The following is a 14,299-nucleotide window of genomic DNA, read 5'->3' on the forward strand; positions in this document are numbered from 1 at the left end:
GGGAGCGGTGGTGGCGCGCGGGGAGGGGCTCGCGGTGGCACGCTGGGCGGGGCTCGTGGTCGTGGACGTCCCCGCGGCGAACGCGGGCATCGCGCCCGCCAGGACGGCGGTGGCCGCGATCACCATGGCACTGAGGCCGGTTCGGCGCATGAATCGCTCTCTTTCGTCGGTCCGCCCGGCGGTCGGGCCGGGCGGGCTGTGGCGTGGATCGAGCGGAGAGACGAGACAGCACGGGAGCGGGTTGTAAAGAGCTGGCAAAGTCGTCGAATGGCCTTCAGGTGTACGGGAGTTGGCCCACCGGTGGCGTGGGCGCGGCGAATGGGACCGGGGTGGCCCAAGGGGCGTCTGCCGTGCGTGTGCCTTGATTACGTTGAGGCCGTGTGGAACCAGCAGCAGCCACGGGACGGCAGAACCGGCACTTCCCAGCAGGCGCCCCCGGCGCCCCGCACCGCCGGGCCACCCGCCCATCCCCTGCTCGCCTTCCAGCAGTCCGCGGGGAACGCGGCCACGGCCCGGGCGGTGCGGCGGGCGCGCACCGATCGCTCCCGGCCCGCGCTGCCGGGCATCGAGGAGCGCGCCGAGGCCGGGTTCGAGCTGCCGTCGTACCTGATGGGGCTGGAGGCGGCCGGGCTGTCGACGGCGTACGGGCTGACCGGGCACGAGTTCGTGCGGCACGCGGTGGCCGCCGCGGTGGGGCATGCCGACGGCACGGTCGGTGACATCGCGGCCGAGCTGGCCGGACGGCCGGAGAGCTTCTTCGGCCAGGGCCGCGCCTTCGCCGTGCGGGGCCGGACCGGCAAGGAGTGGTACGACGTCACGGTCGCCGTCCGCCGGGCCCCCGACGACCGGCCGCCCGTCTTCCGCTCCCAGGACCTGCCGGCCGCCGCCGTCTCCGGCACCGACGAGGTGGCCGAGCTGGAGGATCCGGAGGGCAAGGACACCAAGGTCGACGTCCAGCACAACACCGCCGCCACGGTGAGCGGTACGGCCGGCGGCTCGTCCTCCAAGGGCGTCGGCGGGCTGGCGTTCGGGCTGGCTCCCGTGGCGCCCGGTCTGTGGGTGGGCGGCGCCGCCACCGGCAACGTCCAGCCCTGGCAGTCCTCGCGGGAGTCCCGGCACCAGAGGAACGTGGCCGAGCCGCGCGTCCTGCGCAGCGACAAGGGCTCGGTCGAGGTCCACCGCAAGGTGGTCTACGAGGTGCGGGTGCACAAGACCGGCACCGAGGAGACGCAGACCTTCCGGGACAAGGGGACGCTCACCCAGCGGGTGCCGACCGAGCATCTGGTCCCGGTCGGCACGGGCGCACCGGCGCCCGCGCGGCCGCTCGCCGCGGACACCGCGCGCAGCGTCTCGCTCGCCGACTCGCTGGCGCCGGTCGCCGTGACCGACACGGCGGCCCCGCAGCAGAGCGGCCGTGGGCTCTTCGACGCGGTCGCCTCCGTGCTGCACCCCTCGCTCACCGCGCCGGGCGCGCCGGGCCGGGCCCGGCTGTACGAGGCGACCGCGACGGCGACCGTCCTTGAGGACATGCCCCGGCTGCTGCGGGATGGCGTGGTCGGCGAGGACCTGCAGTCCAAGGACGGGAAGACGGCGGGCAGTTACCACCTGCGGGCGGCGCTGACCGGCCTCTCCCCCGCCTGGGGCACCGGCAAGACCCAGCTGCGCACCCATCAGCAGACCCAGCACACGGTGACCGAGTCCGCGGGCAAGGGCCGGGCCGTCACCGCCGGTCTCGGCCCGGCGATCGGTGTCGGCGCGGCGGGCAACGCGGCCGTGCTGCGCGGAACCGCGATGCCGGTCGCGGCGGCCCGCAAGGCCCGCTTCAGCGTGACCGAGCAGACCGTCTCCACCCGGCAGGGCGCCGAGGTGCGGGGCGAGAAGGTGCTGTACTTCGGGACGGTGCTGTTCACCGCGGAGGGCACGGGCCCGCGCTCGGCCGAGCACATCCTGAACCCCGGGCGCCGGGTCGCCACCCACTCCATGAACGTGTGGATGAGTCTGCGGGCCGACGAGGCACAGGAGTTGGGACTGCCGCTGCCACAGGGCACGAAAGCCGGGCCATTCGCCGAGAAGCCCCGGCGGACCGACGAGAACGGCGAGGAGGCGGAGGTCGAGCGCCATCTCCCGTACGGCGCGAAGGGATCGAGTGTCGCGCTGAGCCGGCTCGACACCGGGCCCATGGTGCGGGCCGTGCGGGAACTGTTCGCCACCGACCCGAGGCTGGCGGGCTATCTGCCGGCCTTCGGCGCCACTCCGCCGGCCCTGCGGACCAGCGACGAGGAGGCCGAGGCCCAGCGGCGCAACTACCGCGAGCTGATGACCGTCCTGTCGGAGACCAACCTCCGGGTCAACAAGGACCAGTTGCTGTCGACCGGCATCCGGGTGCGGCTGCGCCGCAAGACCACCCTGCACGCGCACGACGTCCAACTCCTCGTCAAGGGCGAGATGTCGGACGCCGAGTACCAGGGCGACATCAAGGACTGGATGGTGCGCGCCCACTCCGGCGTCACCAGCAACTCGACGAGTGGGCGCAGCAGTTCGCGCTCGATCGGCGGACTGGTGCTCGGACAGGCCCGGCTGATCCCGGGGGTGCTGACCGGTGCGGCCCGCTACGAGAGGCACAGCACCGGCACCCGTCGCAACCAGGCGGGCCCCACGGGCCGTTCGGACGTCCTGACCAACGGCTCGGAGACCGCGAGCGCCTTCGCGGCGGCCCTGAGCATGCACGTGGACGTCACCATGACCTCGCGGCCCCGCAAGCTCGCCCGCGGCCTCACCGTCGGCTCGCCCGGCCAGGACGCGCCGGACGCCAAGCTGCTGGCGGGGCTGCACATGGAGCCGCAGGACGTACGGCTGCTCACTCCGGCGGAGTTCACGCTGGACCAGGAGGGCCGAGACCGGCGGGACACGGTGGCGGGGGCGCGCAGGGCGCAGGCGCCCGCCCCGGATCACGCCTTCAACGCCGAGGGCATCGGCGACCTGGCCTCGATCACCCCGCGGCCGTCCACCGGGCGGGCGCTGGGCGACTGGCAGTTGGTGGAGAACCTCGACTCGGAGCCGGTCCGGGCGCTCGCCTTCCAGCTGCTGGCGCGGGCCGCGGCCCGCAACAAGGCTCTGCGGGAGGATCCGGCGCTGGCGACGGAGGGGCTCGCGCCCCGGCTGGCGGTGGAGGAGCGGTTCGGGGAGCGGGCGGTCAAGGCGGCGCTGAGGCAGGCCGCGTCCTCCGGCTGGGTGGTGAAGAACCTCCGTTATCCGCGCCGGCTCGCGGCCCTGAACGGCGCGGTCGGCACCCGGCTGACGCTGGCCAACCCGAAGTTCGTGCACAAGGGCGAGGGGCCGGGCACCGAGACCTTCATCCTGGGCGGCCACCAGTCCGCCGGTCAGGTGGGCCAAGGGACCACCAGCACCGTGCAGTTCGGGGCGACCGGCTCGGAGAACGGCCCCGAGTGGCGCACCGGGCAGGGCCTGTCGACGTTCCGCACCACGGGCCACGGTGACAGCCGGGCCGAGGCGCTGTCCGGCACGGTGGAGCGCAACGCGCACACGCCGAAGAAGGCCCCGCTGTATCTGGTCCAGTGCGATGTGCTGGTCAACATGGTCGCGGAGGTCAAGGTCACCGGCGGCGGCCCCTACGTGAGCCAGGGCACCCGCACGCTGCCGGGCGCGGCGGCGGTGTGGCTGACGGAGGCGCAGCTGCCGCAGCGGATCCGGCGGCAGCTGAACCTCGACGCCGACGCCGACCTCGTCATGCGTCCCCCGGCGGCGCCGGGCGAGAGCAGGGCGGAGAGTTCCCGGATGGCCGCGGAACGGGCGCGGGCCACCGCGGGCACGTCCTCGTCCGCGCCGGCCCGGAGCAGCGGTGGGCCCGCGTCCTCGCGGACGGACCGCCCCGGCTTCGGCAGCGGGCTGCCCCTCGGCTTCGGCATGGTCGAGGACCTGCCCGACTTCGTGCCGCTGCTGGGACGGCTGCGGTCCGCCCTGGTCCAGAACCGGCACCAGGACGTCGCCGACGACCTGCTGCCCCGGCAGCAGCTCAAGGACCGCAACGACAACGTGCAGCGGCTGCTGCGCGTCCTGGACCGGGACGGCTCGGCCGGGCTGCTGTCCAGCGCCATGGACGGCGGGGTCACCGTGGAACTGCTCGACGGCCGCAGGACGCCCTACTGGGCGGTGTTCCGCGTCGACCGCAGGGGCGAGGGCGCGTACACGGGGGACGCGGGCGACGGCCGGGACATGGAGTACATCACCGCGGCCGTCTCCCAGCAGGCCGTCTCCCAGGACGAGTCCACGGTGACCGGCGTCGAGGGCGTCCTCGCCGGATCGGGCAAGCCGGACGGCGGTGCCGGGCAGTTGAAGAGCACCGGCGGCGCGGCGGGCGTCGGCTACGCTTCCGGCGACTCACGGCGCAGCGGTGCGGCGAGCCGTGGACAGCTCGGCATGAAGACGGTCGCCGAGGCGAAGTCCGCGCCGTCCGCGAGGATGCGGCTGCCGGTGCGGGCGAGCCTCGAACTGTACAAGGGCGGCACCCGGCTGGCGCTGGCCCGCATGGACAACCTGGCGCTGACCCACCGTGTGCTGCACAAGGACCTGGCCGCGCTGAGCCGGGTGACCGCACCGGTGCGGGCCACGGCGCCCCCGGTGCGGGGCCCGCGCGACGACGGCCCGTCGGGACTCGGCTCCTGGCACGCGGGCGGGGTGCGGCTGCCGATGGAGGCTCAGGTCAACGGCTTCCAAGGGGCACCACGAGTACGCGAGTTGGTGACCGCGGCGGTTCGGCAGGCGGGCGGCGGCGAGCGGTTCCGGGACAAGGGTCAGGCCGCCGCGTACGCGCTCAACGAGGCCGTCTCCACCGAGTGGATGATCGCCGCGCTGCCGCTGCTCACCTCCGCCGGAGTGGACCTGCCGCCGGTGCACGCCTCCGGCGCGGAGGGGCAGGACCTGCGGGCCTCCCTGCACGCGCGGCTCCGGGACGGGCGGGTTTTGGGCCTGGGTGACACGATGACGTTCGAGACGGTGGGCCAGAGCCACCTCCAGGCGCCCCGGCCCACCCAGACCGACGGCGTGAGCTCCGCCGAGCACGGCAGACAGGCCCGGGCGCTCGGCGGCGCGGGGCTGCTCAACGCGGACGAGTTCCGGCTCAACCAGCTGATGGCCAACACGGGCGGATCGGGCGGTGTCTCGGACGCCGCGGCGAACTCGGCGGGCTCGATGCCGCTGCACAAGCCGAAGATGAAGGCGGTCCTGGTCCAGTTCACGCTGGACGTCAGGGTGGTGGCCAAGGTGACGAACCGGGTCCGCGGCGGCCGTACGAGCACGGCGGTGCGCGAGCTGACCTTGCCGACGCCGGTGGTGATCCGTATGCCGGAGCCGATGGTCCGCCGCATGCTGACGACGGAGGGCGCGCGACTCCAGGACCCCGACAACCACATGGGCGTCACGGCTGCGGTCGCGCCGCCGCCCCCGTCGGCCACCTAAGCGCTCCGCTGGAAGTGCCACGCTGTGCCGTCGGTCGTCCGCGGCGCAGTCGTGGCCGGTCGCGCCCGCGCGGCGGAGCCGCACATCGAACGCAGCCCCGCGCCCTTCGGGGGCGCTACCGAACCGCTGCGGACTTCACCACGTCCCGCTCAGTCGGCGCTCAGCGCCTCCTTCAGTTCGCCGCGCCGCCGGATGCCCAACTTCTTGTAGGCGCTGGTGAGATGGGTCTCCACGGTGCGCCGGGCGAGGTGCAGCAGCCCGGCGATCTCGGTGTTCGTGCGGCCGTCGGCGGCGAGGCGGGCGATGCGCAGCTCGCTGCCGGTGAGGGAGCCCGAACCGGTGCGGACGAGGGCGGGGCGACGTGCGCCGCCCTCGCGCAGCGCCTCCTCGGCGAGCTCCCGCAGCCGCAACACGCCCAGCCTCTCGGCACGTTCGGCCGCCTCCCGCAGACACTCCCGGGCCCTGCCGCGCTCCCCGGCGGCGGTCAGCAGCCGCCCCTGCGCGAGCAGCGCGGCCGCCAGCTCCGGTTCCGTCGCGGCGGGCGCGTCCCGCAGCAGCCGTACCGCCTCCTCGGTCAGCTCCAGGCCCCGGCGGCCGCCCGTGACGGAGCCGAGGGTGCGCAGGGCACGGCCCACCGCGCGGGGCGTGCCCCACGCGCGGGCCAGCCGCAGCTCCTCCTCGGCCAGGGCGAGGGCCTCCCTCGGGTTGCCGAGGGCGAACCAGCACTCGGCGGCGGCCGACCGCCACGGGGTGACGACCGGACTGACCACCTCGCGCGCCGACTGACGGCGCCCGCACTCCGTGAAGTCGTGCAGGGCCCCCGCCGGATCGCCCGCGGCGGCACGCTGCACTCCACGCGCGTACAGGAAGCGGTTCAGCTCCCAGCTGTCCGGGGCCTCGCGCAGGTCGAAGCCGTCCGCGAGGCGCTGCGCCTCGGCCGCGCGGCCGGTCTCCACGAGCGCCAGCAGGATGTGCGCGTGCGCGTTGGAGGGGCCGGTGGCGGGCAGCACGGGCGGTTCGGCCGGGAGGCGGCCGAACTCGCCGCGGGCCGCCGCGATGTCGTCGCGGGTGCTGAGCAGCGCCTGGTGCATCGGGTGCAGCAGTCCGGGCCGCTGGCCGGCCAGACCACGCTCCGCCAGCCGGTCCGCCTCGTCCAGTTCGTCGGCCCACTGGGCGAGGGCGGCGGCCGTGCCCAGCAGGAAGGGCTCGGTCAGCGGGTCGGCGGGCTCGGCGAGCAGAGCGCGCACCCGGTGCATCGCCTCGGCCGCCGAGGTCAGTCCGGCGGTGGCCGCGTACCGGACGAGGAGGGCCCGGGTGGCCGGGCCGAGCAGCTCCGGCGCGTTCTCCGCGGTGTCGCACAGCTCGCGGTACACCTCGCGGCGGACCGTCTGGTCCTGTTCGGAGAGCAGGGCGGAGGCGCTCTGCAGGGTGGCGGCCAGTTCGGGCCGGTCGGCGAGCTGTTCGCCGACGGAGCGCAGGACGTCCACGGCGGCGCGGGGCCGGCCGCGCCCGGCGAGCGCGGTGCCGAGGGCGATCGCCGCGCGCACCCGGTCCTGCGGGGTGCCGGGCAGCCGCAGCGCCTCGGTGAGCCGGGGGATGCCGGCCGAGGACTCACGGTCGGCGACCTCCAGGGAGCCCAGTTCGGTCAGCAGCCGCTGCCGGCGTTCGTCGGGCAGCGGCTCGTCCAGGGCCCGGCGCAGAAAGGCCACCGCGTCCTCGGCGCGGTCGTCGCGCAGGGCGAACGAGGCGGCGTCCTGCAGCACGGTCGAGGCCCAGGGGGCGTGCACCGGGTCGGCCAGCAGCAGTTGCCGGGCCACGGGTTCGACGGGGGCGCCGCGGTGCAGCATCGTCTCGGCGGCCGTCCGGTGCGCGGCCCGCCGTCGGGACACGGGCACGCCGGTGAGCACGGCGTCCCGCAGCAGCGGATGGCCGTAGCGCGGGCGGCCGTGGCCGTCGGGGCGCAGCAGACCGAGCCCGGTCATGGCGGTGAGCCAGCCCACCACCCGGGCGGGGTCGGTCCCGGCCAGCTCGGCGAGCAGGGCGCCGAGCCGCTCGGGGACACGGTCGAACTCGGGGGCGGAGCGCTCCCACCGTTCGTCGGAGCCGTCGAAGGCGCGCACCTCGCGAAGCTCCGTGTGCGTACGGCCCGTTCGGGACGGCCCCTTGTGGTCCCAGCCCTCGTCGAGCACGGCCAGGACACGGGCCACCTCCGCGGTGCCCGGTCCGGCGCTGTCCAGCCACCAGGACACGGCCGCCGGATACGCCCCCGGGTACAGCGCGGCGCAGCTCTCCGGTACGGACGCGGGCTCGCCGGACGCCCGCAGGTCGTCGAGGAGGGCCCGCAGCAGCAGGGGGCTGCCCGCGCCGGCCCGGACGCAGTCGTCCGCCCAGGACGCGGTCACGCCGGGGAACTCGGCGCGCACCAGGGCGGCCGCCGACTCCGGGCTGAGCGGGGCGAGGGTGTGGGTGCCGACGAGGGCCGGCGAGAGGGTGTGGGTGAAGCCCGGCGCGGGCAGTTCGACGTCGTACTGACTGCGCTCGGTGACGGCCAGCAGGATCGGCAGGGCTAATCGGTCCACATGGCGGGCGTACTCCACCAGCCAGCGGTACGAGGGGGCGTCGGCGAGGTGGACGTCGTCCACGGCGACCAGCAGCGGCGCCTGTTCGGCGCGGGCGTCCAACGCCCTCTGCAGCACGGCGCCCTGCTCGCGTTCGGTGTCGGCCGTGTCGAATCCCGGTACCCGGCCTAGGAGTTGGAACACGGCGGCGAAGGGCACCGCGGCGTCGGCGGGGGCGCAGCGGGCGCGCAGCACCCGCATGCCGTGCGCGGCGGCGGCCTCGGCGGCGGCCTCCAGCACGGTGGTCCGGCCGGTGCCCGTGGCGCCGCGCAGCAGCACCAGACCGCCCGCCCCGGTGCGGGCGCGCGCCGCGGCGTCCGCCAACAGCGCGGCGGCTTCCCGGTGTTCGCGCGGCTGCTCACCCTGCGCCACGGCCATGTCTGCCTCCTTGCTCGGACCGGACGTGTTCCGCAGTCGAGGACGGCCCTCGTCCCGCGGCGGTGGCGTGACAAGTCCCACGGCGGCCGGATCCGGCCCCCGCGGAACCGGGCGGCCGGCCGCCGTCGTGGTAGTCGTACGGCCGATCTCGTGGTGCTGCTCGTGGTCCTCCACGATTGCGGCCGCCCCACCCGTCACACGAGTGTGGGAAACGCACGCCTGTCACCAACCCCCCAGAGGTTGCGTGCACGTGGACATAGGGGAAACGCTTGCTCAGCTCATCGCGGACCACACGCTCCGGTACGGCCGACGTGCCCGAGCGGATACCCGTGGCGGTGCTCGCCTCCGACCCGATCCTGCGCGAGGGGGCGATCGGCCAGCTGCGCCGGTACCCCGAGATCGACCTGCGCGAGGAGTCCGGTCCCGGAACCGTGGCGCTGCTCGTCGGCGACGTGCTCGACGAGACCGCGCTGACCCGGCTGCGCCGGCTGGTGCGCAGTGAGGGGGCGCGGGCGGTGCTCGTCGTCGGGTCCCTGCGCGAGAGCGAACTGCTCGACGTGATCGAGTGCGGGGTCGGCGCCATCGTCTGGCGGCACGAGGCCACCTCGACCCGTCTGGTGCAGGCCGTGCTCGCGGCGGCGCGCGGCGACGGCGACCTGCCCGCCGATCTGCTGGGCCGGCTGATCAACCAGGTGGGGACCCTGCACCGCAGTGCGGCCGGACGGCCCGGCGGACCGTCCTCGGGGCTGACCCCGCGCGAGGTGGACGTGCTGCGTCTGGTCGCCGAGGGCCTCGACACCGGAGAGATCGCCGGCAAGCTGTCCTACTCCGAACGCACCGTCAAGAACGTGATCCACGGGCTGACCACCCGGCTGCATCTGCGCAACCGGGCCCACGCGGTCGCGCATGCCCTGCGGGAAGGCTACATCTGACCGAACGGGCAGCCCACCGCGCCCCCTTGGGCAGCGGAGTGCGCCCGTGAGGCGTCCCCCGCGTGCCTGCGCGGACGGCCGGGGCGCAGGGCAGGATCGGGTACGGCAGCGGGTTTCATGCGGTGCGGGGCATCGCGGGGCGGGAGCAAGACGGTGATCCACGAGGTGGACGAGGTCCTCAAGGACCTGCTGAGCGGTGGCGCGTTGTCCGGCTCGGGCATCGACGTCGCCTTCGACGCCCCCACCCGCGACTGGGCCGCGCGCCGCAACTCACCCACGATCAACGCCTACTTGTACGACATCCGGGAGGACGTCAACCGCCGGCAGCGAGGCCATGTCGCCGTGCACGACGAGCGGGACGTGATCGTCAAGCGGCGCCAGCCGCCGCGTTGGTTCCGGCTGTCGTACCTGGTGACGGCGTGGACGAAGCGGCCGCAGGACGAACACCGGCTGCTGTCCGCGGTGCTGGCCACACTGATCCCGCGCGAGCTGATCGGACCGTCCGAACTCCCGGGCGCACTCGGCGCGCTGGGCCTCACCATCCCGTTGTCGGTGGCCGGCATCCAGACCGAGTCCCGCTCCCTCGCCGAGATCTGGTCCGCGCTCGGCGGCGAACTCAAGCCGTCCCTGGACCTGGTGGTCACGGCCCCCTTCCCGGCCTACCCCGAGTACGACGCCGGCCCGCCGGTCACCGAGGGCGCCGCGGTCCGCGTCCGCACCCTGGACGACGCCCCGGTCACGGACGAACGCGCCCACCGCCCGGCCCAGGTGACGGCGGCCAGGGAGGCCCGAGCGGCGGCCCGCGCGGCGGACCGGACATCGTGACGCCTCGTACCCCGGGGGCCGAGGCGCCCCACGTGCCGTACGACATGGCCGAGTCGGCCGGAACCGATCCCGCCGTCGCCCTCGTCGCGCGGCTCCAGGCACTGCGCGAGCGGGTCGCCCTGGTCGTGGAGCAGCGGTCCGTGGACGATCCGACGGCGGCCGATCCGCTGCGCGGGCTGTATCTGTCGGAGGAGGCGGTACGGCATCTGCTGCGGCCGGTGCCTCCGGTGCGGCTCCCTCTCCCCGACCCCGCCGAGCAGCCGTACGACCGGCTGGGCGAGCTGTCCGCGCGGCTCGGGCTGACCGAGCTCGACGCGATGCTGCTGCTCATCGCCCTCGCGCCCGACCTGGACCGCACCTTCGAGCCGCTGTACGGGTACCTCAACGACGACGTCAGCCGCCGCCGGGCCACCGTCGCACTCGCCCTGGACCTGGTCGGCGTCCCCGTCCACTCCCCGGCCGGACGGGCCCGGTTCCAGCCGGCCGCCCCCCTGTCCGCGCTCGGTCTCCTCACGGTCGAGGAACCCGAACGCCCCTTCCTCGGCCGCTCCTTGCGCGTCCCGGACCGTCTGGCCGCCCACCTTCTCGGCGACGACACCCCCGACGCGGCGCTCGCCGGCCATCTGCATCCGCTCAGCGCGCCGTCGGACGGCGGGACCGAGGGCGAGTTCGGCCGGTTCGTCGAACGGCTCGCCGCCCGCCTCGACGGCGGCCCCCCGCTCACCGTCTATCTCCGCGAGCGCCGTGAGGGCGACGGGCTCGCCTGTGCGGCCGCCGCTCTGCGTGCCGCCGGCGTCCCCGCCCTGCGTTTCTCCGGGCCCGAGGACCGGGTCCCCGACCTGCTGCGGGAGGCCCGGCTGGGCGGGCAGACGGTGGTGGTGTCCGGGGTGCCGGACCAACCCGCCGGTCTGATACGGCAGTTGGTGGCAGCCGCCGACGTACCCGTGCTGATCACGGCCCCGCGCCCCTACGACCCCCACTGGTGTGACCAGGACCCCCTCGTGCTGGACGTGCCCCGGCAGCACGCGGGGGCGGTGGGCGCCTGGAAGGCCGCGCTCGGCGCGGAGAACGTCCACGGCTTCGAGCTGGCGGCCACCGTCGCCCCCTACCACCTCCCCGGCGAGCACATCTCCCGGGCCGCGCGGGCCGCTCTCGACCTGGCCCGCTTCGAAGGGACCCCGCTCTCCTCCGCCCATCTGCGCCTGGCCGCCCGGCAGCAGTCCGCCTCGGGGCTGGAGCAGCACGCCCGCCGGATCCGCCCGGCCGTGGACTGGACCGACCTCGTGCTGCCCGACCGCCCGCTCACCCAGCTGCGCGAGCTCGCGCTGCGTGCCCGGCACCGCGACCGGGTCCTCGGCGACTGGCGGCTGAGCGCCGGCGGCGGCCGGGGGCGGGGCGTGCTGGGTCTGTTCGCGGGCGAGTCCGGCACCGGAAAGACGCTGAGCGCGGAGGTCGTGGCCGCCGAACTCGGTCTCGACCTCTATGTCGTCCAGCTGTCCTCGGTCGTCGACAAGTACGTCGGCGAGACGGAGAAGAACCTCGAACGCATCTTCACCGAGGCCGACCGCACGGACGCCGTGCTCCTCTTCGACGAGGCCGACGCCGTCTTCGGCAAGCGGTCCGAAGTGAAGGACGCACACGACCGGTACGCCAACATGGAGAGCGCCTATCTCCTCCAGCGCCTTGAGTCCTTCGACGGGATCGCCCTGCTCACCACCAACCTGCGGGCCAACATCGACGAGGCGTTCACCCGTCGGCTGGACCTGGTGGTCGACTTCCCGTTCCCGGACGCCGAGCAGCGGCTCGCGCTGTGGCGGCACAGCCTGTCCCACGTGCCGTGCGCCGAGGACGTCCGACTCGGGCCGGTGGCGGCCGACTTCGAGCTGGCGGGCGGTTCCATCCGCAGCGCCGTGGTGACGGCCGCGTACCTCGCCGCCGGCCGCGGCGACCTGGTCACCGCGGCCGATCTGCTGGAGGGCGCCCGGCGTGAGTACCGCAAGGCCGGCCGTCTGGTGCCGGGCGAGGGCGCCTGGTAGCGGCGCCCTGGCGGGTCAGTTCTGCACGCGCCACTTCTGGTTGGGTGTGCCGGAGCAGGTCCACAGCTGGAGCTTGGTGCCGTTGCCGGTGCCGTTGTCCGTGGCGTCCACGCACTTGTCGGCCTGCGGGTTGACCAGGTCGCCGGCCTGGCTCAGGACGAACTGCTGGGCCGGGTTGCCGCTGCACCGCGCCAGCTGGATGTGCGCCCCGTCGTCCTTGGAGCCCCACGCCACGTCCATGCACATCCCGACGGAGCGCACGGTGCCGTCACCGCGGAAGTCCCACTTCTGGTTGGCGCTTCCGGCGCAGTCCCAGAGCTGCAGCTGCTTGCCGTCCTTGCCGACGCCGTTCTGCGCGTCGGGGACGTCGATGCAGCGGTTCGAGCCCTGCCCGATGATGAGTTGCCCGACGACAGGGGTGGCGGTCTTCCTGGGCGTGGTCTTCGAGGACCCGCCCCCGGACTTCTTGCCACCGCCCCCGGACGAGCCGGACCCCTGCGAAGTCCCCGAGTTCCCCGTCCCCTTGGGCTGTTCGGCGCCACCGCCCTGCACGGGGGTGGACGCCGGAGGCGCGGCGGGCGTGAGGGCGGGTGTCGGAGTGGGCGTCGGGGCCAGCGTGTTGGCCGCCTCGACGGTTTTCTCGGTGGCTGCGGAGTTGACGGCGGGTTTGTAGGCGATCCACAGCATCACGAAGGTGATCCCGAGCGCCACGAAGACACCGAAGAACGTCGCAAGCCACCGCGGCAGGAACCCCCGCTGCAGATACGTCCCCTCCACCGCAAGCGGGCTGGTGCCCGAACGGACCACGTTCAGCGTGTACGGATGCTGCTCCCTGCTCCCGAACCAGATGATCCGGCGCGGCTTCAACGTCGTCCTCACGAACGCCGCACGCCCCGGCTCGATCTGCACATTGCTCGGACGGATGTCGTACGACAACTGATCACCGTTGTCACTGCCACCGATCGACGCCGTCAGCTTGGTGTTGCCCAGATTGTCCACCGCCAGCCGCGGCCGGCCCCGAAAACGCCCCTTCACGGTCGGCGGCACCAACTCCGCCCGCACCTCCGTGAACGGCGTGATCGTCAGATTCCCCTCCGGAACCGTCGTCGCCTCCGGATGCTCCGTCGGCGTGATCCGCACCGCATACGGATGCGGACCCGCCGCCGCATCCGGCGAACGCGGCGGAGCGAACGTCAGCTCCACCGTCCCCGTCGTCCCCGGATACAACCGCAACGACTGCGGCTCCACCCTCGTCCACGGCGCCACCGGCCCCACCGGCTCGAACCGGTACTCGTCCACCACGTCACCGGTATTACGCAACCGCAACCGCACACGTGTACTGCCACCCGGATCCACAGTCGCGGAGGCGGGCTCGAGAGAGGTCCACAGAGTCATGCGTCACACCGTCAGCTTGATCGCCTCGACGAAGCGCGAGTTGTCGAAGTGGCCGGCCGTGTTGAGGTCGGGGCGGGCGTTGTTGCAGGTCTGGCCGTCCCAGTTCTGGCCGCTGATCTTGACCACGCTGCACAGCTGACCGGAACCGACGTTCCAGACGAAGGTCACCATGTAGGGGGCACCCTCCTTGGTGCTGCCGATGTAGTTGTCCTTGCCGTCCGCGACGATGGCCGTCCAGTTCGGCTTCCAGGTGCCCTGACCGTTGGTCGACTGGGGGTTGTAGACCATGGCGTTGCCGGCGGAACCCTGGACGCCGTACACCGCGACGTTCAGGGCCATGATCGCCTGGCCCTGTCCGACCGTGCCGGACACGGTGCCGTCGCACACCGGCTTCTGCCAGCCGTCGCCCTGGACGTAGGCGCGATAGCAGACGTGCCGGCCGCCGGGGTCGTTCTTCGCCAGCCGGTTCACGGCGGTCGCCGCGGTGTCCGGCTTGGGCTTGGCCGGCTTGGGGGCCGAAGCACCGCCCCCGCCTCCGCCACCGGATCCGTTCGCCCCGGCGGCGGCCCCCGAGTTGGCGGGCGGCGGGGCGCTGGTCGTGGCGGGGGGCGCCGGCATCACCGGCGCCGGGGTGGCCGGG

The 14,299-nt window shown here is 74.2% G+C and carries 6 protein-coding genes and 1 pseudogene; 4 read left to right on the forward strand and 3 right to left on the reverse strand.

All coding sequences use genetic code 11. The features are described from left to right. Positions 1–378 precede the first annotated feature (378 nt). Complete coding sequence (locus tag GRC12_RS32020) at positions 379–5,475, forward strand: hypothetical protein (protein WP_244374090.1); 5,097 nt, start codon at positions 379–381, stop codon at positions 5,473–5,475. 149 nt (positions 5,476–5,624) lie between these two features. On the opposite strand, the gene GRC12_RS32025 is transcribed toward GRC12_RS32020, so the two are convergent. Continuing rightward, entirely contained in the window at positions 5,625–8,471 is a 2,847-nt protein-coding gene (locus tag GRC12_RS32025) for an AAA family ATPase (RefSeq protein WP_208783038.1), read from the reverse strand. A 269-nt stretch (positions 8,472–8,740) separates the two neighbouring features. Here GRC12_RS32025 and GRC12_RS32030 point away from each other — a divergent pair, with 269 nt between their 5' ends. The 3 genes from GRC12_RS32030 to GRC12_RS32040 all read left to right on the forward strand — a co-directional run bounded on the left by GRC12_RS32030 (position 8,741) and on the right by GRC12_RS32040 (position 12,264). Next, entirely contained in the window at positions 8,741–9,403 is a 663-nt protein-coding gene (locus GRC12_RS32030; protein WP_208783039.1) for a helix-turn-helix transcriptional regulator, read from the forward strand. A gap of 153 nt (positions 9,404–9,556) precedes the next feature. Beyond that, a complete protein-coding gene (locus tag GRC12_RS32035) occupies positions 9,557–10,228 on the forward strand; it encodes a DUF4255 domain-containing protein (protein ID WP_208783040.1) in 672 nt (223 codons plus the stop codon). A 44-nt stretch (positions 10,229–10,272) separates the two neighbouring features. Beyond that, the gene (locus tag GRC12_RS32040) at positions 10,273–12,264 is read left to right on the forward strand and encodes an ATP-binding protein (RefSeq protein ID WP_208783043.1); all 1,992 of its coding nucleotides are present in this window, start codon (positions 10,273–10,275) and stop codon (positions 12,262–12,264) included. Positions 12,265–12,279: 15 nt separating this feature from the next. On the opposite strand, the gene GRC12_RS32045 is transcribed toward GRC12_RS32040, so the two are convergent. Continuing rightward, a complete protein-coding gene (locus GRC12_RS32045) occupies positions 12,280–13,659 on the reverse strand; it encodes a ricin-type beta-trefoil lectin domain protein (RefSeq protein ID WP_208783041.1) in 1,380 nt (459 codons plus the stop codon). Positions 13,660–13,662: 3 nt separating this feature from the next. Then, a pseudogene (locus tag GRC12_RS32050) lies at positions 13,663–14,299 on the reverse strand (hydrolase); the annotation flags it as partial.

The organism is Streptomyces griseorubiginosus, assembly GCF_017614965.1.
GTDB classification, from domain to species: Bacteria; Actinomycetota; Actinomycetes; order Streptomycetales; family Streptomycetaceae; genus Streptomyces; species Streptomyces griseorubiginosus_B.

What these genes read in the sequence shown, in the direction of transcription:
- GRC12_RS32025 (WP_208783038.1), bottom strand. Translation starts at nt 8,471, where the DNA reads ATGGCCGTGGCGCAGGGTGAGCAGCCGCGCGAACACCGGGAAGCCGCC.
- GRC12_RS32040 (WP_208783043.1), top strand. Translation starts at nt 10,273, where the DNA reads ATGGCCGAGTCGGCCGGAACCGATCCCGCCGTCGCCCTCGTCGCGCGG.
- GRC12_RS32045 (WP_208783041.1), bottom strand. Translation starts at nt 13,659, where the DNA reads ATGACTCTGTGGACCTCTCTCGAGCCCGCCTCCGCGACTGTGGATCCG.